At 45.3% G+C, this 18,811-nt stretch carries 21 protein-coding genes, 1 tRNA gene, 1 rRNA gene and 1 riboswitch; of the genes, 8 read left to right on the top strand and 15 right to left on the bottom strand.

The window, feature by feature from the left end:
• Positions 1-5: 5 nt before the first annotated feature.
• From ACN6NF_RS00485 to ACN6NF_RS00470, 4 genes are all read left to right on the top strand, one after another.
• Positions 6-833, top strand: a complete 828-nt coding sequence (locus ACN6NF_RS00485; RefSeq protein ID WP_474314208.1) for a hypothetical protein — start codon at positions 6-8, stop codon at positions 831-833.
• A 276-nt stretch (positions 834-1,109) separates the two neighbouring features.
• A riboswitch (cyclic di-AMP (ydaO/yuaA leader) is annotated at positions 1,110-1,247 on the top strand.
• A 5-nt stretch (positions 1,248-1,252) separates the two neighbouring features.
• Entirely contained in the window at positions 1,253-1,753 is a 501-nt protein-coding gene (locus tag ACN6NF_RS00480; RefSeq protein ID WP_474314206.1) for a C40 family peptidase, read from the top strand.
• Positions 1,754-1,785: 32 nt separating this feature from the next.
• Entirely contained in the window at positions 1,786-1,935 is a 150-nt protein-coding gene (locus ACN6NF_RS00475) for a hypothetical protein (protein ID WP_474314204.1), read from the top strand.
• A 121-nt stretch (positions 1,936-2,056) separates the two neighbouring features.
• Positions 2,057-2,563, top strand: coding sequence for a GNAT family N-acetyltransferase (locus ACN6NF_RS00470; RefSeq protein ID WP_474314201.1), 507 nt, complete (start codon positions 2,057-2,059; stop codon positions 2,561-2,563).
• A 77-nt stretch (positions 2,564-2,640) separates the two neighbouring features.
• Here the strand turns inward: ACN6NF_RS00470 and ACN6NF_RS00465 are convergent, their stop codons facing one another.
• Positions 2,641-2,940: a 4a-hydroxytetrahydrobiopterin dehydratase gene (locus ACN6NF_RS00465; RefSeq protein ID WP_007428083.1), complete on the bottom strand. Its 300-nt coding sequence runs from the start codon at positions 2,938-2,940 to the stop codon at positions 2,641-2,643.
• A gap of 118 nt (positions 2,941-3,058) precedes the next feature.
• Positions 3,059-3,352 (bottom strand): hypothetical protein, encoded by a 294-nt coding sequence (locus ACN6NF_RS00460; RefSeq protein WP_474314199.1) that lies wholly within the window; start codon positions 3,350-3,352, stop codon positions 3,059-3,061.
• A gap of 187 nt (positions 3,353-3,539) precedes the next feature.
• Here ACN6NF_RS00460 and motA point away from each other — a divergent pair, with 187 nt between their 5' ends.
• Both motA and motB read left to right on the top strand, forming a co-directional pair.
• Positions 3,540-4,334 carry a flagellar motor stator protein MotA gene (motA, locus tag ACN6NF_RS00455; RefSeq protein WP_474314198.1) on the top strand — a complete coding sequence of 265 codons (795 nt, stop codon included), beginning with the start codon at positions 3,540-3,542 and terminating at the stop codon, positions 4,332-4,334.
• The gene (gene motB, locus ACN6NF_RS00450; RefSeq protein WP_016818543.1) at positions 4,327-5,154 is read left to right on the top strand and encodes a flagellar motor protein MotB; all 828 of its coding nucleotides are present in this window, start codon (positions 4,327-4,329) and stop codon (positions 5,152-5,154) included. Before motA ends, motB begins: the two co-directional genes overlap by 8 nt.
• A gap of 137 nt (positions 5,155-5,291) precedes the next feature.
• Here the strand turns inward: motB and rluF are convergent, their stop codons facing one another.
• Both rluF and ACN6NF_RS00440 read right to left on the bottom strand, forming a co-directional pair.
• Positions 5,292-5,993 (bottom strand): 23S rRNA pseudouridine(2604) synthase RluF, encoded by a 702-nt coding sequence (gene rluF, locus ACN6NF_RS00445; protein ID WP_474314197.1) that lies wholly within the window; start codon positions 5,991-5,993, stop codon positions 5,292-5,294.
• 50 nt (positions 5,994-6,043) lie between these two features.
• Positions 6,044-8,320, bottom strand: a complete 2,277-nt coding sequence (locus ACN6NF_RS00440; protein WP_474314195.1) for a PAS domain S-box protein — start codon at positions 8,318-8,320, stop codon at positions 6,044-6,046.
• Positions 8,321-8,648: 328 nt separating this feature from the next.
• Between ACN6NF_RS00440 and tadA the strand changes: the two genes are divergently transcribed.
• Both tadA and ACN6NF_RS00430 read left to right on the top strand, forming a co-directional pair.
• Positions 8,649-9,149 carry a tRNA adenosine(34) deaminase TadA gene (gene tadA / locus ACN6NF_RS00435; RefSeq protein WP_474314193.1) on the top strand — a complete coding sequence of 167 codons (501 nt, stop codon included), beginning with the start codon at positions 8,649-8,651 and terminating at the stop codon, positions 9,147-9,149.
• A gap of 60 nt (positions 9,150-9,209) precedes the next feature.
• On the top strand, positions 9,210-9,767 hold the full coding sequence (locus tag ACN6NF_RS00430) for a GNAT family N-acetyltransferase (RefSeq protein ID WP_474314191.1): 558 nt from the start codon (positions 9,210-9,212) through the stop codon (positions 9,765-9,767).
• A gap of 123 nt (positions 9,768-9,890) precedes the next feature.
• Here ACN6NF_RS00430 and ACN6NF_RS00425 read toward each other — a convergent pair whose 3' ends face one another.
• The 11 genes from ACN6NF_RS00425 to rrf form a co-directional block, all read right to left on the bottom strand.
• Complete coding sequence (locus ACN6NF_RS00425; RefSeq protein WP_474314190.1) at positions 9,891-10,967, bottom strand: hypothetical protein; 1,077 nt, start codon at positions 10,965-10,967, stop codon at positions 9,891-9,893.
• Positions 10,968-11,164: 197 nt separating this feature from the next.
• The gene (locus ACN6NF_RS00420) at positions 11,165-11,320 is read right to left on the bottom strand and encodes a small acid-soluble spore protein P (RefSeq protein ID WP_017427221.1); all 156 of its coding nucleotides are present in this window, start codon (positions 11,318-11,320) and stop codon (positions 11,165-11,167) included.
• A 72-nt stretch (positions 11,321-11,392) separates the two neighbouring features.
• Positions 11,393-11,563: a hypothetical protein gene (locus ACN6NF_RS00415; RefSeq protein ID WP_017427220.1), complete on the bottom strand. Its 171-nt coding sequence runs from the start codon at positions 11,561-11,563 to the stop codon at positions 11,393-11,395.
• Positions 11,564-11,590: 27 nt separating this feature from the next.
• Complete coding sequence (locus ACN6NF_RS00410; protein ID WP_017427219.1) at positions 11,591-11,932, bottom strand: hypothetical protein; 342 nt, start codon at positions 11,930-11,932, stop codon at positions 11,591-11,593.
• A 145-nt stretch (positions 11,933-12,077) separates the two neighbouring features.
• Positions 12,078-12,166, bottom strand: a tRNA-Ser gene (locus tag ACN6NF_RS00405).
• A 92-nt stretch (positions 12,167-12,258) separates the two neighbouring features.
• The gene (gene serS, locus ACN6NF_RS00400; RefSeq protein WP_474314185.1) at positions 12,259-13,539 is read right to left on the bottom strand and encodes a serine--tRNA ligase; all 1,281 of its coding nucleotides are present in this window, start codon (positions 13,537-13,539) and stop codon (positions 12,259-12,261) included.
• Between the two features lie 36 nt (positions 13,540-13,575).
• A complete protein-coding gene (gene pdxT / locus ACN6NF_RS00395; protein WP_474314183.1) occupies positions 13,576-14,142 on the bottom strand; it encodes a pyridoxal 5'-phosphate synthase glutaminase subunit PdxT in 567 nt (188 codons plus the stop codon).
• 16 nt (positions 14,143-14,158) lie between these two features.
• Complete coding sequence (pdxS, locus tag ACN6NF_RS00390) at positions 14,159-15,040, bottom strand: pyridoxal 5'-phosphate synthase lyase subunit PdxS (protein ID WP_013368723.1); 882 nt, start codon at positions 15,038-15,040, stop codon at positions 14,159-14,161.
• 130 nt (positions 15,041-15,170) lie between these two features.
• Positions 15,171-16,559 (bottom strand): D-alanyl-D-alanine carboxypeptidase family protein, encoded by a 1,389-nt coding sequence (locus ACN6NF_RS00385; protein ID WP_474314178.1) that lies wholly within the window; start codon positions 16,557-16,559, stop codon positions 15,171-15,173.
• 326 nt (positions 16,560-16,885) lie between these two features.
• Positions 16,886-18,343: an IMP dehydrogenase gene (gene guaB / locus ACN6NF_RS00380; RefSeq protein WP_474314268.1), complete on the bottom strand. Its 1,458-nt coding sequence runs from the start codon at positions 18,341-18,343 to the stop codon at positions 16,886-16,888.
• 344 nt (positions 18,344-18,687) lie between these two features.
• Positions 18,688-18,804: ribosomal RNA gene (gene rrf / locus ACN6NF_RS00375) — 5S ribosomal RNA — on the bottom strand.
• Positions 18,805-18,811: the final 7 nt, after the last annotated feature.

The raw sequence follows: 18,811 nt of genomic DNA, 5'->3' as shown, positions 1-18,811 counted from the left end.
TATGGATGCGGACTGTTATAAAAGAAGGCTGGGCGCTGGTGCGCATACGCTTTTATATCGTGATCATTTTATTTCTGTATCGTCTGCTGTGGGGAGTATTTCTCTATCGGCTGGTGCAGTCTGCCGTTATCCCGCTACTGTTACGTTATCCTGATCAGGGCCAAAACGAGCTGGGGAAGACTTTGTTTTGGATGGAGGGCCAGATAGCGCTGATGGACAGCCGGGAAGTGCATGTGTATTTGTGGATATTACTAGGGGCAACCGTATTGCGCATTCTGATCACTCCCTTCATTAGAGCCGGCATATATCAAAGCCTGCATACCGATGCGACTGAACCACAAAGCCTGTCCTTCTTCAAAGGGATGAAACGCCACGGTATGTCATCGCTATTGTATTACATCATCGAGTTGGGTTTGCTGCTGCTTCCCGCCTTTTGGGTGGTACCGAGACTCTATCCTATTATTGCAGGAACGCTGCAATCTTCCTCTTACCTGCTGCATTTGTTGCCCTATGCCATTGGGTGGATGGCTTACGGTTGGTTCATTCGGCAGTGTATCCTGTATATGCAACTGGGCACTGTCAGTGGTCACGCCATACTATCGTCCCTGCTTGCCTTCTTTCGCCAGCTTCTTCCGGCTGTTGGTATATCCCTGTTACTCGGTGCATGTGTACTGCTAGTTTTCGGTCTATTTAGCACCGTGGCGATGATTTGGACGGGTATGTTGGCGCTGATTCTCCAGCAATCGTATCATTTTGTTACCAGTCTGGTCAGGCTGTGGCATATCAGTTCGCAGTACCGGTTATGGCACATCGATATCTCCAGCAGAGGCTAACCCCTCTCCTTATGCTCTCTTCTGCATTTTTAGCTGTCGAAAAAACTTTTTTCTTTCCTGTGCAAACGGCACATAACTGAATACTGTTAACAGAATCTGTTCCTAGAGCGTTAGGAACAGATTTTTTTTGTAACTTTTTGCGATGAAACATTTGCCAAAGCCTGCTGTCTTTGTTACAATAATCGCAGTGAACTGATAGTAACAACTTTGTAATCTTTATTGTAACTTTTATCTTAAAAACATCGTTGTCGTGAATACTGCTCTCCAAGGTGCACATCTTAAGTTAAGCCTAATTCCTGGCACCTAGGAAGCGGGGGAACCAGTTTGGGTGAATTGATCTCGCAACAGAGTGGTCATAGGGGAACCTTCTACCGAATCCTTAAGCTAACCTCGCAGGCATTGGAAGGGGTATATTTTTTTTGAAGAAGAAGCTAACGATCGCAGCCATGGGTCTCGCCATTGCCTTTACATCTTTTACATTCGGTGGCAACAGTGCATTTGCAGACTCCAAGATGGACCAGGTCATCCAAGATGCCAAAGGAACGAACTATAGAAGCGGAGGCACTACACTCGAGGGATTCGATTGCTCCGGCTTCACAATGTATGTATTCAACAAACTGGGAATTAAACTGCCGCATCAATCTGGATCACAATTCAAAATGGGATCTTCTGTATCCCGCGATGAAATGAGACCAGGCGACCTGGTGTTCTTCAACACCACAGGAAGAGGCGTTTCCCATGTAGGTATCTTCGTAGGTGAAGGGAAATTCGCCCACTCCTCGACTTCACGTGGTGTAGTAGTTAGCTCACTGAACGAAAATTATTACGCTAACCGTTATGTCGGTGCAAAAAGAATCATGAGCACAGACGCATACCATTCTGTAGCTTCAGATATTCCTGATGACGACAACGTAGAATAACTACCGCACAGCAAGCTAACCCTAGCCGCAATTTGATTCTGGCCGGAATCGAATTGCGGTTTTTTATGTCCACTACATCAGCAATGATTATCATTACTGACGAACTGAACCCTCAAAAGGTTTCAGTTTTAGCGAACATCGTCGGTTTTACCGTCACCGCTGGGGGAGCATATGAGCAGTAAATCCTTCTTATTGAATGTATACCCGACTTAGGTACGAAATAAACACGCTTGCCATTCCCCTACAACTTGTCTACAATCTGTTGTTAATGATTGAAGTACCTGCATAAGGAGGAATGAAAAAGTGCCGGCCTCAATATCCAACTTCCGGATCGTACCGATGGACGAGCATCAAGCGGCTGAAATTTGCGAGTGGCGCTATGATCCCCCCTACAACATATACGGCTGGCTTCCCTGGGAACAAATGAAGGCACTTGAAGTCGAATTTGGAAGTCCCACACTTCGCCAAGAGCAATATGTTGCCGTACTGGACGAAGAAAATGAGCTGACGGGATTTGCTCAATATTTTCCTATGGTCGGTGTGACCCGGCTGGGCCTTGGGATGCATCCCAAAAGATGCGGACACGGTACAGGCTCCGATTTTGTCCGAGCCATTGCCGAGGAAGCCAGACGACGTCATCCGCATAATGAAATTGACCTAGAGGTTCTCACTTGGAATCAGCGGGCTATCCGAGCCTACAAGGCAGCTGGATTTGAGCTGACGGATACCTATGAACGCCAGACTCCAGATGGCAGAAAGCCGTTCCATTGTATGGTATATCGTCCTGAACAACAGAATCGGGTTCTATAAATAAGAGCGCCTTCGCTATACAACCGCGATGTTGTATAGCGAAGGCGCTCTTATTTATACGACAGATCATTACAAACTCAATGACTGCTGCGCATTTTTTCAAAAGCCTCATTATATTGTTGAGCTTCCTTAATATCTACGGCCATAATACCGCCATCATCCCAGGAGGTCAAACGCAGAGTCACGGTCTTGTAATCAATCGTAATAAATGGATGGTGATTAAATGCCTCAGATATAGCGGCAACTTCATCCACGAAGGCAATCCCTTTCATAAAACTGGAAAAATTATATTTCCGAACGATCCAACGTCCTTCCTCCAGTTCCCAGCCCTCCAGCTTCTCCAGATGTGCTTCAATCTCTTCTTGTGTAAAAGGCATGTTACGAACTCCTCCCCGTTTATACGGAAGCCTTTCAGCCGCTGAAAATGCGGCCAAAACTACAATATATTGGTGTACATATTACCACGGCCCCGTTGATAAATCCATAAGACGGCCTTTAGATCAAAGGGACCGACGTTAGCTCCTCATCTCCGATGAGTACATAGATTCGGTGCTGCTCTGGCTCATAAATCACAACGCCGCTGCCTACAGTGATTATGGGCTCCGTGCCCAGGGCATAAAATAAGTCTTCTGCCAAGGCTTCATTGACTTCCTGACGCCCCGCCGGGTCCAGCCTGTCCCAATCTGCTGCTTCCATTTCAAAAAATTCATAGCTATCTGGGATGCGTCCCACAGCCTCTGTCAAATCGTTCAAAATTTGTTCATACTCGCGCCCATGCTTTACTCCCATGCTATTTCCTCCAGTGGTTCAGCCATTCAATACCTAATCACCTTATTATACCGGAAATTGACCCTTAACAAAAAAGAGAGTTTTGTCGATAAATACTATAATCCGTCTCATAATGACGCGCTTGGGGCAAGGACGACCCATGCGGCATGAAAGGATTCAAAATCTATTCTCATGGATGAGGTGTATCATGCAAATTACAACCATTATTGGACTTGTGCTCGGGCTTGTGTCACTGGTCGTCGGGATGATCCTGAAAGGCGCTCCAGTCGTCAATCTGGTCAATAATCCCGCTGCTTACATGATTATTTTTGTCGGAACAGCAGCAAGTATATTCATGGCGTTTCCGATGGATGACATGAAACGGGTCCCAAAGCTGTTTAAAATTATTTTCACCCAGCAGAAATTGCTGGATCGCAAGGAGCTTATCGGTACATTTACCGAATGGGCATCCATTACCCGTCGTGAAGGTCTGCTCGCGCTGGAATCCAAGGTCGAAGAGATCGACGATCCCTTTATGCGCGGCGGTATGCGTATGATTATCGATGGTAATGATCAGGAGTTCGTACGCGATGTTCTGATGGAAGACATTAACGCTACCGAAGACAGACACCGCGCCGGCGCACTAATTTTCTCCCAGGCCGGTATGTACGCTCCAACACTCGGGGTACTCGGTGCGGTTGTAGGTCTGATCGCCGCTCTAGCCGACCTTAGTGACATGGAAAAACTGTCCCATGCCATTGCGGCAGCCTTTATTGCAACGTTGCTCGGTATTTTTACAGGTTATGTCCTATGGCATCCAATGTCCAACAAGCTGAAACGGCTATCCAAAAAAGAAGTGGAGCTTAAGTTAATGATGGTCGAAGGCCTGCTTTCGATTCAATCCGGTATCTCGACGATTGCCATCAGTCAGAAGCTAGCAATCTTCCTAACTCCAACCGAACGGGCTTCGATGACCCAGAAGGATGGCGATACCAGTGAGTAAAAAGAGACATGAACCGCATGAAGAGCATGCTGACGAAAGCTGGCTGTTGCCATATTCCGACTTAATGACCCTTCTGTTGGCTCTTTTCATTGTCTTATTCGGTATGAGCTCGCTCGATGCCAAAAAATTTGAAACTATGGCTCAATCCCTGAGTTCAGCTTTTAGTGGCGGTACTGGCGTGCTGGATCACTCGGCCGCGAATCCGTCGTCACAATCCATGGATATGGGCAAAAATAAAGAAGAGGTATCCCAACCTCTAAAATCGAAAGCCACCTCTACCTCTGACCTGCAGAAGCAACTTGCTCAGCGGGAAGAAGAGGATTTAAAGAAGCTTAAAAAACAGATGGATCAGTATATTCAAAATAACGGCCTGTCCACTCTACTGAACACCAAGCTGAACCAATCTCAGCTGATGATCACCATTAGTGATAATGCCTTGTTTTCATCCGGGCAGGCCGAAGTAAAACCGGAAGCGAGAAAGCTGGCCAAATCCATTTCCAGCATGCTACAGCAATTTCCTGGTTATGATGTCATTGTATCCGGTCATACAGACAATGTCCCTATTTCCAATAGTCAGTTCCCGTCCAACTTTGATTTGAGTGCCAAACGCTCGCTTAATTTCTTGCGTATTTTGTTGCTCAATCCACAACTCGATCCTACCAAGTTTGTATCCATCGGATATGGAGAGTATCGACCATTGGCAAGCAATCAGACTGGAGAAGGACGCGCCAAAAACCGTCGTGTCGAAATTTCCGTTCTTCGCAAATATCAGAACGGTACACAAGTTATTAGTCCTACCTCAAGCTCGAATGAAGGTTGATCATGAATATGTTATATGAACAAAGGCACCGCCGCATTTTTTTATGCAGCTGGTGCCTTTTGATTTAGCGATTCCTGTTCTCTATCCCTGTCATATACGAGAGCCAAGCGCTGTAGGCTACAAGAAGGCCTCTAGGCTTAGCTAAGCGTATAATCAAGCATCTGGCCCAGTTCCAGCTTTTCAGCCTCTGTTAAATCACGCCAGGCGCCTTTCTGAAGGGACCCCAACCGTATATTCATGATTCGCAGGCGCTGCAGTTTCTTAACTTCATAACCGAAGGCAGCACACATACGTCGGATCTGACGATTTTTCCCTTCTGTCAGAATAATACGGAATACGTACTCAGATACACGTGTTACCTCACAGGGCAGCGTCCGATGACCGAGTATCTTCACACCGCTGGACATCCCCTGCACAAAGGATGGTGTGACCGGACGATCCACTGTTACGATATATTCTTTCTCATGCTTGCCTTCTGCCCGTAAAATCTTATTCACAATGTCCCCATCATTGGTCAATAAAATGAGACCTTCCGAATCCTTATCCAGGCGTCCAATTGGAAATATCCGCTGCGGGTGCCCCACAAAATCAACAATATTGCCTCTAATGTGGCTCTCTGTCGTGCTAGTAATGCCGACTGGCTTGTTCAATGCAATATAGACGTGATCGGACTTCTCGCGCAGTGGCTTGCCGTTCACACGAACATCATCGCCTTCCTCCGCTTGACTGCCCAGCACGGCCACTTCGCCGTTAATCGTCACGCGGCCGCTCTCTACCAGCTTGTCCGCCTCCCGGCGCGAGCAAAAACCAGTTTCGCTGATAAATTTGTTAATGCGCAACCTGTGTACCCTCCATTTCTACGAACACACTTCCTCCTGCCCCCGACTCGTTACTCAGGCTTGGCGATCGGAAGCTGCACGAGGGCGGTTGTTCCCTCTCCCTCTGTGCTTTCAATATCCAGTGTGCCTTTATGGCTCTGTATAATACGCTGGCTGACCATAAGCCCTAATCCTGTACCTGTTTCTTTGTTTGTGAAAAAAGGCTCTCCCAGCTTAGACAGCATTTCTGCGGGAATACCCGTTCCCTGGTCCCGTATGAAGATTTTAACGTTTTCTCCCTCTAAGAACAAATGAATTGTGATGACGCCGCCTTTACTCATAGCCTCCATGCTATTTTTAAGTAAATTAATGAATACCTGTTTTAACTGATTTTCTTCAGCATATACCAGGGCAGGCTCATCCGTGACCTGAAGGTCGAATACAATACCTAGCAGATGCGCCTGGCTATCTAGCAAAGAAATAACATCACTCACAATATAACGAACATCTTTTTTCTGAAAATGGACTGCCTGTGGCTTTGCCAATATTAAAAACTCGCTCACGATCAAATTGATGCGATCCAGCTCAGACATCATAATATCGTTGTGTTTCATATTCAACACTTGATTTTGCTGCTGTAGTTGTAGAAAGCCACGTAACGTGGTTAATGGATTACGAATCTCATGCGCTACGCCTGCTGCCAATTGCCCTACGGTTGTCAGCTTCTCTGATCTACGCAGCAGTTCCTCCATGCGGTTACGCCCCGTGATATCACGCGAGACACAGATAAAGCCTAAGATTTCGCCTTGTTCATCCAGAATAGGTGAAGTACTCATACTAATCTCTACTGTACTTCCATCCTTACGCATTCGTAGGGTCTCGCTTGATACGATGCTTTCTCCCTGAAGCAGGCTCTCCTTCTGAAATTCATACTCCTCCTGTTGCTGCGGAGGCACAAACTCCAGCTTACGGCCAACCAATTCTTTCTTGGTCCATCCGTACAAAGCTTCGAAGGCATGATTGACCCGAACAACACGATCCTCCTGATCGGTTACATGAATCGCATCTGCCGTCTGATTAATAACCGATTCTAGATGCTCCTTTACAGAACGGTTTTCTTCATACATCTGTTCAAGTCTTCTCGTATACATCCCCAGGTTGTAGGCCATCGCATTAATGCGCTCACCTAGCCGTGCAAGCTCATGGCCGCCCTTAATTTCTAGCCGTGTATCAAAATGGCCGTCAGCCATCTCGTTCACTTTTCCCAAAATCGACTGAATCGGACGGACAAATAGGCTGGCGAGCACATAGCTTCCAATGATCACAACCTCCAATAGAACAATGGAAATAGCAACTAAACTGATCAATTGCTTGGATATAACAGAAGCGATTGTATCATAATTCATGACAATACGAATGACATAGGAATCACGGTTTGTCGGATAAAAAGGTATGTAACTGACAAGTACCCGTTCGCCTTTAATATAGCAATCTTGTACGATACTCTCTCCCGAAAGGATCGCCCTGGACACGGCCAAACGATCCTCAGGCACTCTCGTTAGTTGATACGTGCCGAATTGGATCGGTTCGTTGTACATGTAATAGTGTTTTCGATCGTTACCGTTCTTGTCCATCGTAGCGCCACCAAAGGTTGCAGGGTTGATTCCAGTTATCTCCAAAATGCGATAATCCACTTGCTGAGTCTGCTTCACAATCTCAGCTGGGCTCAGGAGAGGTATAAAATCCTGGACTGAAGTATCCTGAAAGGATATTCGAATTAAGTAGTTACGTTTTTGGTCATAATAAAATCCCCATTTATTAATATGTGAGGAGTCTGAATCTGTGTAATCAAAAGAACTGGTCCAAAAATGATCTAGATTCTGACCATGCGCCATGGCCGCCTGTCCATGCTCATATAATTGATCAACTGCATTTTTCCAATGCCCCATCAATGGATCGGAGGCCGTCAGCTCTTTAGGATTCGAAGATTTGACAACCTTATATCCCTGTCCATCTCGGATCATCAAAGAGATATTAATATCCCTGTGGAGTGTAGCTATCTGTTGTAGCTGTTCCTGCTGGATATTTCGGATGTCGGGATCGAGCTGATTGGCAGCCAACGTAGCAGAGAGCCACAGATTATATCCGAGCTGTTTGTCAACGGCCTCCCAGCTATGTCGAGTTTGTTCGATAGCTCCTCCGATAATTTTAGCCGTCAGAACCATTTTGGTTTCACTGTCACTTCTTAGATTTTCGTGGGTCGTGTAGTAATTGAGTGCGATGTTTAACAATAGGATAAACAGGACCGACCCCGACAAAATGATCGTTATTCTTATTTTTATCGACACACTGATTTCTCACCTCTTGCCGTATGCTGGCGATTAATGGCAATTGCTAACTCAATGATACCGTAATAGCGTCTGGGATACCAGCATTTACATTTACCGGATATACATAAATACACATCCTGTGAACAATGTTGTCAATAGGCGAGTATTTACCTACAATGTATTAAGATAATCATCCACATATAGTCCACAAATACACAGAAGTTATTATAAACTGTGGATAAACATGTGGATAAGTACGGTGTTATCCACAATTTTATTCACATCATGTTAACAACGGAATACTTGTTCGTTGGATAATTCAACGTTTGAAAGGAGCATTTTCCCAGTGACCATTATGGATCACGCCTATTGGATGAGAGAAGCCATTCAGGAAGCGTACAAGGCAGAAGCGTTAGGTGAGGTCCCCATCGGAGCTGTCATTGTAAAAGATAATGAAATCATCGGTCGCGGCTACAATTTGCGCGAGACCGACACCGACCCAACTGCTCATGCAGAGCTGGTTGCCATCCGGCAGGCCAGTGAGCATTTGGGAGCTTGGCGCCTGCTGGATTGTAGGCTGTATGTCACTTTGGAGCCGTGTCCGATGTGCGCTGGAGCCATTGTGCAATCACGCGTCCCCCATCTCATATACGGCACTACAGATCCCAAGGCGGGCTGCGCAGGCACGCTAATGAATTTGTTGCAGGAGCCTCGGTTCAATCATTGTACAGAAGTAACCAGTGGTGTACTTCAGGAGGAATGTGCCTCCATGCTAACAAACTTTTTTCGGCAGCTCCGGCAAAAAAGAGCGGCTGCCAAATGGTCTCCCCCCTCATCTCCATCCTGAGGAGGAAAAGTCCAAAGCTCTTCATCTCACTGCTAATTTCTCGGGAAAGGAGATCAACCCATGCCTATGAGCTTGTATAACACGCCTCAAGGTATCTTTTTACGCCCCCTCAGCTTGAAGGATAGCGAGGCCCTTCTCGCCCTTAGGCTTCAAAATAGGGATTCCCATGCGCCTTATGATCCGCTGTATGAGGATTCATTTTTCACTTTAGAGAAACAGCAGGAGTACATCCGTCAAAGATTGCGTCAAGCGGAAGAAGATCGAGGGTACTTATTTGGTATCTTTCTCTTAAAGCAAGAACGACTGATAGGTTATATCTCTATTTCCAATCTGGTGCGTGGAGTTGGACAATTCGCCGACGTCGGCTATATGATGGATCAACATGAGCAGGGAAAAGGGCATATGACGGCTGCTTTAAAGTTGATCATACAGTATGCCTTCCGTGCCTTATCTCTACATCGTCTCCAAGCAGGTACCCTTCTGCATAATGATCGCTCACAACGTGTATTGCAGAAGTGTGGCTTTCAGCCGGAAGGTATTGCTCGCAAGCTGGTACAGATTCAGGGCGAATGGCAGGATCATCAGATGTTCGGGATTCTAGCTGAAGATGACGTGTGACGAATCTGAACAACTGTACGGAGGACAACTTATTCATGGACAAAAAAACCGCCCGGCCTATGCCGAGCGGTTTTCTTACATCACATTCGAAGAAATGATGTTTGTAATCATGTCATCCTCTGTTTAAGGAGATACAGTTTGCATTTTTTGTTGTAGTTGTTCGATAGTGAGGACTTGGTCCGCTGTTGGAATCCCTACTTTAAATGATGCTTTTTCATTGATTTTGCTGTATTGCGAATAGCCTGTTACAGACAATTTCACATTATCTTTCGTAGAAGGATCATTCACTTCCACGTTCGCATTCAGATCTTGATACACAGGAACGTTATCCTTGTTTAGAGCAGTGTTAATGTCAAACTGTTTTACTGTCAAATAGTTCTTCAACTCATCCAGCTTTTTGCTGACTTCGCTGGTGTTGGATTGCAATTCTTTCTTCGCTTCAGCCAGTTCTTCCTTCTTCACTTGAAGCATGCTAGCATATTCGTCTTTAGACATTATATCCAGAACCTTAGGAAGCGCCTTAGTAATAAATGTATTGGTCGCTTGCTTCACGTTGTCGTTCGTGATTTTAAACTGAACCACTTGTTTAGCTTCAACGCCTTGTGGCAATTTAGCATCTTTAGGATCAATATCAAAGAAATACGTAGCTTGATCATACTCATTCATGATAGCAGCGATCACTTCATTCGCAAATTTCTGCGATTTTTCCTGATCCATGGCCGCAGGGTTAAATTCTTGCCCCGATTGTTTAGCCAGTTCTTGTGGATCAATGAGTAGGAACTTACCTACAACATCCTGCGGAAGCGGGTAAAATGGAATATTAGGAATTTTAACGTACAATTTATCTTTAGTCATTACCATTGGAATCGTAAAGCTAGTAGAAAGATCACCCTTCAAATGAATGCCAAGCGTCATTTCAGATTGGAAAGGCTCCTTTTGGTATACGCCATCCAGCGTAATGTCAGCATTTTTCAGCATGCTAGTTACCATTGCACTTTGCTCGGCTGGCACAGAAGCGGAGGTAATTGTCAGTTCCTTAACGGTAAATTGACTTTTGGATTCATAGGAATTCAACTTCATCGCATTTGCTGTACCAGTCGTAACAGCTTCCTTCGGTTCTAACTTCTTGCTACAACCTACCAGCGCTACCGTCATTAGCAACACCATAGTGAGGACCAAGACGGATAATTTTTTACTCATTGTGTAGATTCTCTCCTCTCATAATTAACCCCTTTTTTTATGCTAACAAAAAAATACACACCCTCTATTTTAACTTATATTCATAAACGGCGAAACACTTATTGGAAAATTTTCTTGCAATAAGCACAAAGACACCCTGGCTCTCTAACCAGGGTGTACTATACTTTGTAATATTTTTAGGAGAAAAGTCTGACTGCTTATGAACCTTGTCTGTTATGGTGATCCACGTGATTGCGCTGTTTCACCTTCTTGGAACCGGATAACGGCTCTTGTTGATGACTACGCTCACGCTTTTCGTTACTTCCACCAGATTCCTGTGCCTCAGGAACAGGAACAGCTCTAGGCTTGCCCATTTATGCATCCTCCATTCTCAGTCTAAATTATTGGCACATCAACGAATCCGTTTATTACCATTTAAAATAGGACTATAGATGGTTCAGATCTTCCGTTTTATCGTGATTCAGTGAATCCTGATGACGACGATCATTACGATCCTGCTGCACTTGCTGTGCCTGATGACTATTTACTGGACGTTGTTCCAAATCATCAACAATGTTGGACAGGTTTTTATCCAGTCCATTTTTGGCCTTGGTCATGTAGCCTTCCTCCTCATTCCTTCATGACTACGAATGCGTTAATGACTGTAGTGTTTGGGCGCATTGGTGAATGTGCCGCGTATAATCGGACACCAGCTGTTGAATGATATCTGTTCGTTCATCCACAGACCGTCCGTCACGCTCTACATCCACTAAGCTAACCTGTACTTCCCGAGAATCTACATACGTACACGCAAAATTAAAGGAGTACATTTGTCGGCCTTCTACCTCGATATGGATTCGTATAGCCCGGTTATCGGCTTCATCTGCCTGTACCTGTGATTTATCGCCTGAATTCAAAAGAATCGGCAGTTGTTCCTGCCAGGCCTCTACCAGCTTTTGCTGATCTACTGTCATTTCTCGATTCATGCCAGCACCTCCACATCTGATAACGTGTGAAAAAAACAAGTTTTTTATACAACAAAAAAGCCATTCTCCACGATTCCTGATCATTAGTGTATAAACCCTAATGTATCAGCTACCGTATTCAAATGGCTTGGTTTATTTTAGAATATGGCGGAGAGGATGGGATTCGAACCCATGTGGGCTTGCACCCTAACGGTTTTCAAGACCGCCCCGTTATGACCGCTTCGGTACCTCTCCAGGTGGTAAATGGATAAAGCTGCTTCCCTTCTCAAACAACTCAGGCGCAACAAAATTATTTTACCACAGAATTTTTAAGAATGCAAGGCTTACTATTTAGGAGTTATAACCTCAATGCCTCGCATGTATGAACGCAGCACTTCGGGAATCACAATGCTTCCGTCCTCTTGCTGATAGTTCTCCAAAATAGCAGCTACAGTCCGTCCTACAGCCAATCCTGAACCGTTCAGTGTATGTACAAATTCAGGCTTTGCCTTCGCATCTGGACGAAACCGGATGTTTGCACGACGCGCTTGGAAGTCTTCTGTATTTGAACAGGAAGAAATCTCACGGTACATGCCGCTCTCAGGCAACCATACTTCCAAATCGTACGTTTTGGCAGACGTGAAACCCATATCCCCTGTGCAAAGTGCCAGCACTCGATATGGAAGTCCGAGCAGCTGCAAAACACGCTCAGCGTTATTCGTCATTTTCTCTAATTCTTCATAAGAGGTATCCGGGTGAACCAGCTTGAGCATTTCCACCTTATTGAATTGATGCTGACGAATCAAGCCACGTGTATCACGTCCTGCTGATCCTGCCTCTGAGCGAAAGCAAGAGCTGTATGCCACATAATATTTAGGAAGCTGATCTGCATTCATAATCTCTTCACGGTGGTAGTTCGTTACCGGAACTTCGGCCGTAGGAATAAGATAATACTCGGTATCACGCAGTTTAAACAAATCCTCTTCAAACTTCGGAAGCTGACCCGTTCCGTACAGACTGTCCCGATTTACAATGTATGGAGGTAGCATTTCTTCATAACCATGCTCACTGCTGTGCAGATCCATCATAAAGTTAATTAGCGCACGCTCCAATCGCGCTCCCAGTCCCTTGTAAAACGTAAAACGAGAACCCGTCACCTTAGCTGCAGCCTCAAAATCAAGAATATCTAGATTCTGAGCCAACTCCCAATGTGCTTTAGGTGTAAAAGTAAACTCGCGCGGCTCCGACCAACGACGGATTTCCACATTATCCTCTTCCGAAGCGCCTACAGGCACAGTCTCATTAGGAATATTAGGAATCGACATCACCAGTTCGTCGATCTGAACTTCCAGTTCCCGCACTTGCTCATCCAATTCTTTAATACGATCGGAGACCTGGCGCATTTCAGCAATAAGATCATCCGCATTTTCCTTATTCTTCTTCAACTTGGCTACTTCACCAGATACGACATTCCGACGATTTTTGAGTCCTTCACTTTCCTGAAGCAACTCACGACGGCTTACATCCAGATCCGTAAAACCATTAATCAGATCCAGAGATTTACCTCTGTTCTGTAAAGCTTTCTCAACCCGATCAAGCTCATTACGCAAAATCTTTATATCTAACACAGGTGATCCCTCCTACACTACAAACCTGACTTTCCGCTATTCGCGGACCATATCCACAAAATACTGATGTAACCGGTAATCATCTGTTAATTCCGGATGGAAGGATGAAGCCAGCAAATGACCCTGACGGGCTGCCACAATCTCACCGTTATACTCAGACAGCACATCTACTCCCGTTCCAACAGATTGTATTAAAGGCGCGCGAATAAACACCGCACGAACCGGCTCCTCAATCCCTTTAATGTTCAAGTCTGTTTCAAAGCTTTCTCGTTGGCGGCCAAAAGCATTACGCGATACTGTAATATCCATGAGTCCCAAATGTGCTTCTTCCTGTCCTTGAATCGTTTTGGCCAGTACAATCAATCCCGCGCAAGTGCCAAATACAGGCTTGCCCTGATTGGAAAACTGACGTATAGCCTCTATAAAATCATACTTGCGCATTAGCTTACCGATAGTGGTGCTCTCACCACCGGGAATGATAAGACCGGACAGCTCATCGAGCTGTTCGATCTTCTTCACTGCTATACCTTCAGCACCCGCACGTTCAACGCTTCGTATATGCTCAGCTACAGCGCCTTGCAGCGACAATATACCTATTTTCATGCCGGTCCCTTCTTTCTTACCAACCACGATCCTGCATGCGCTCATGCGATGCCAGTTTGGAAATTTCAATGCCTTTCATAGGAGTTCCCAAATTCTTGGATACTTCTGCAATCAGCTTGTAATCCGTATAATGAGTGGTCGCTTCCACAATGGCCCGTGCAAATTTCTCAGGGCTATCCGACTTGAAGATACCAGAACCTACAAAGACACCATCCGCGCCTAAATGCATCATCAACGCAGCATCTGCTGGTGTTGCTACACCGCCTGCTGCAAAGTTGACCACTGGAAGCTTACCAAGCTCATGCACTTCCAACAGCAGTTCATAAGCAACTCCGAGGTTTTTCGCTTCTGCATACAGCTCGTCCTTCGACAGGTTTTGCACCTTGCGGATTTGACCATTGATAAAACGCATGTGACGAACAGCCTCAACAATATTACCTGTTCCCGGTTCACCCTTTGTACGGATCATAGATGCGCCTTCACCGATACGACGCAATGCTTCCCCTAGATCCTTGGCTCCACAAACAAATGGAACGGTGAACTCCCGCTTATCGATATGGAATACCTCATCCGCAGGTGTCAATACTTCGCTCTCATCGAGGTAGTCAACACCGAGAGATTCCAGTACCTTTGCCTCAACAAAGTGACCAATACGAGCCTTAGCCATAACAGGAATAGAAACAACCTTCATTACCTCTTCCACAATCGTAGGGTCAGCCATACGAGCAACCCCACCCGCTGCACGGATATCCGAAGGCACTCGTTCAAGAGCCATTACGGCTGTAGCACCTGCTGCCTCTGCAATCTTAGCCTGTTCAGCGTTCATGACATCCATGATTACGCCGCCTTTTTGCATCTCTGCCATACCTCTTTTTACACGCGAAGTTCCCGTTTCCATGTCGTTGCCTCCTGTAAGGGTTACGTTTAGATTCTAACTTAAGATTTTACCGCACGAACGCCAAATACACAATCATTTCAAGTTGCAAAATAAGTAATGCAGAACACGTAGGTCGGTTAGCGTTTCATCTTTAGAACAGATTCTTAATTCCCTGGAACAAATCACCGAAGAAATCACCAATTGCCCGGAATAGCATTCGGAACCAGCCGCCCTCTTCTACTGCCGTGGTTGTAACCAAATCAACAGTTTTCGTTTGGCCTTTATCCACGCCATCCGTTTTGTATGTGTACGTAATCGTACCGACTTTTGCCCCTTGCTTCAAAGGTGCCACGAGAGAGCTTGCTGGTGTTATATTCGTTGTAAAGGTTACCTTAGGATTGCCCGCACCCTTAGGGACGATAAAACTTACTGCATCTTTTGTGACGATCGGCACTTCTGTTTCTGTACCTTTGGTCACAGGCACATTCTCAACGCCCTTAACCACCGTCTTTGGAGCCACAACCTGCTTCACTTCAAAATTATCAAAGCCATAGTTCAGCACTTTAGCCGTCTCTGTAAAACGATGAGGCTCTGAATCTGCTCCCATAACTACACTGATGAGACGCATTCCATTACGTTCAGCCGTACCTGTAAAACAGTTTCCAGCATTGCTCGTATGGCCCGTTTTCATTCCGTCCAAGCCAGGATAAGCAAATTTCCTAAAGTTAGTAATATTTTTGTTCGCTTCTAGCATCCAGTTATAGTTAATAATTGGCGCCTTATCGGTTGGACGGAATTTGTACGATTGAATTGTGGTAAACCGTGTATAATCTGGATGATCCTTAATGATGTAACTGGCCAGAGTAGCTGCGTCTCTCGCTGTCATTACAGTTTCCCGGTCTGTTTCTGGTTGAAACCCTGTAGGCATATCCTTGCGATCCAAGCCAGTTGAGTTGATAAAATACGTGTTTTTCATACCCATTTTCTGAGCTGTTTCATTCATTAGTTTCACAAAATCCTGCTCGGTTCCAGATACGCGTTCAGCAAGAGCAACTGTTGCATCATTGGCAGAACCTACTGCCATGGCAATATAAAGCTCTTCTACCGTATGTTGATCCCCTTGAGCCAAAAAAATACGTGATCCGATACTCTTAGCAGCATTCTCGTTCACCGTAACCTTATCCGTCCACTTAAGTTTGCCTTGCTTAACCTGCTCCGCTACGATGTACTCTGTCATCATTTTAGTCATACTGGCTGGCGGGAGCGGCTCATCTGGATTCATAGAGAGCAAAACCTGCCCAGTGGAAGGCTCAATCAAAATGGCTGAACGAAGTGCCAGACTAGGGGGGTTAATAGAACCTGTTCCCGTGATATTCGTTGCTTCTGTTGCCGCTCCAGCAGCAAAAGTAGCCACGCTTGAATCGAAATTGCCTACAACAGGCAAGGCCGACATATACATCATATTAAGCACCATGACTGCGGTCACGCTCTTTTTAATCATGCTGCGTTTATTATTTTTCTTAAAATTGTTCGCTTTCAAATGAATACAAACTCCTCTCGTACCTCAACCCGAACCGTTATGTATAACGAGACGGTGGTCACAGCCTTTACTTGGCCAAAGAATTAATGTTTTAGTGTTATACAATTTAATGTCATTTCGTTTCCTAAGATATAGCTTGTCATGAGCATTCTGTGCTCGAATCTTTTTAACTGGTAAAAATCATCCAAAATACCTATGCGTCCTAACTCATCCATAACCTCATGAGAAGGCGGACACTTGTCTATTCTATCACAGGGGTATCTCTAAAAAAAGACAGGCAGAGCGAAATGCGCTCTGCCTGTCGTCAAGTCTATTACAGCCGAACTTTATAGAGAGTAGTTTGGTGCTTCTTTCGTAATCTGCACATCATGCGGATGGCTTTCGCGCAGACCTGCACCTGTAATACGGATAAAGCTTGTATCGTTTCGAAGCTCCTCAATATTAGCAGTACCACAATATCCCATACCGGAGCGAAGACCGCCCAACAGCTGGTGAACAGTGTCGGAAAGTGGCCCTTTATAAGCAACGCGTCCTTCAATACCTTCTGGTACCAATTTCTTGTCGTCATCTTGGAAATAACGATCTTTACTACCTTGCTTCATCGCAGCCATAGAGCCCATACCACGATATACTTTGAAGCGACGTCCTTGATAAATTTCCGATTCGCCTGGGCTCTCTTCCGTACCTGCAAAAAGACTTCCCAGCATTACTGCAGAAGCCCCTGCCGCAATAGCCTTTGTAATTTCACCGGAGTATTTAATACCGCCATCTGCAATAATCGGAATATTATATTCACGTGCTACTGTTGCACAGTCGTAAATAGCTGTAATTTGTGGAACACCAATCCCCGCAATTACGCGTGTTGTACAGATAGAGCCTGGACCAATACCGACCTTAACGACCGATGCCCCTGCTTCAATCAATTCGCGCGTTCCGTCACCCGTTGCTACATTACCTGCTACAATGGTCAGGTCAGGATAAGTTTTACGCAGCTCGCGGACTGCTTCAATAATGTTAATATGATGACCATGAGCGGAATCGACGACAATCAAATCCACACCAGCTTTTACAAGCGCTTCAGTCCGTTCAAACGTATCCTTGGAAATGCCGACAGCCGCACCGACCAGAAGACGCCCTTGTGCATCCTTCGCTGCGTTCGGAAACTGAATAGCTTTCTCAATATCTTTGATGGTGATCAAACCTTTGAGGTAGTTCTCTTCATCAACCAGAGGGAGCTTTTCAATTTTATGCTTTTGCAAAATAACTTCCGCTTCCTGTAAAGTCGTGCCTACCGGTGCAGTTACCAGTTCTTCCTTCGTCATGACTTCACTAATTTTAAGATCAAAATTGTGAATAAAGCGAAGATCGCGGTTAGTAATAATACCCACCAGTTTGTTCTCTTCGTTTACAACAGGCACACCAGAAATACGGTATTTACCCATAACAGCCTCAGCATCGGATACCAAGTGATCCGGAGTTAATGAGAATGGGTTGGTGATAACACCACTCTCTGAACGTTTAACCCGATCTACCTCTACCGCTTGCTGCTCAATCGACATATTTTTATGAATAACGCCAATACCGCCCTCACGAGCCATCGCAATTGCCAACACTGCCTCAGTAACAGTATCCATACCAGCACTCATTAAAGGAATGTTCAGCTTCACGTTATCACTCAAACGAGTCGCTACGCTTACTTCTTTGGGCAGTACCACCGACTTACGAGGTACCAACAAAACATCGTCAAAGGTAAGGCCTTCCTTACCGAATTTATCTTCCCACACCAAGATGATCCTCCTTCAAAATGTTTAGTCTGTATTGGTCTTGTTGTCTGTCCGACATGGACAAATCAAGGCTCTCTGAAAATATATTATTGCAATCTTAGCAAAGCGGTATAGGGGTGTCAAGCCTTCATCAACAGCCCTAACCCGTAGTATTTCCCTGTACAAACAACTGTACTCCTACGAAGGACAACCATTATAAACAAACGGTTTTAAAGGTACCTCTCTACTTACAAAAGCATATTTCACTTTGAGTAAGCAACAGAGAAGTAAGAATATAAAAAAATTCACTTTTATACAAAAAAAAGACCATGATCTCAATAAGATCATGGTCCTCTTTACTTGTTGCTTGGCAACGTCCTACTCTCCCAGGACCCTGCGGTCCAAGTACCATCGGCGCTGGAGGGCTTAACGGTCGTGTTCGGGATGGGTACGTGTGGAACCCCTCCGCTATCGCCACCAAACATGAAT

The organism is Paenibacillus sp. TSM33, assembly GCF_056099025.1.
This window is presented reverse-complemented; position numbering and strand designations above follow the sequence as displayed.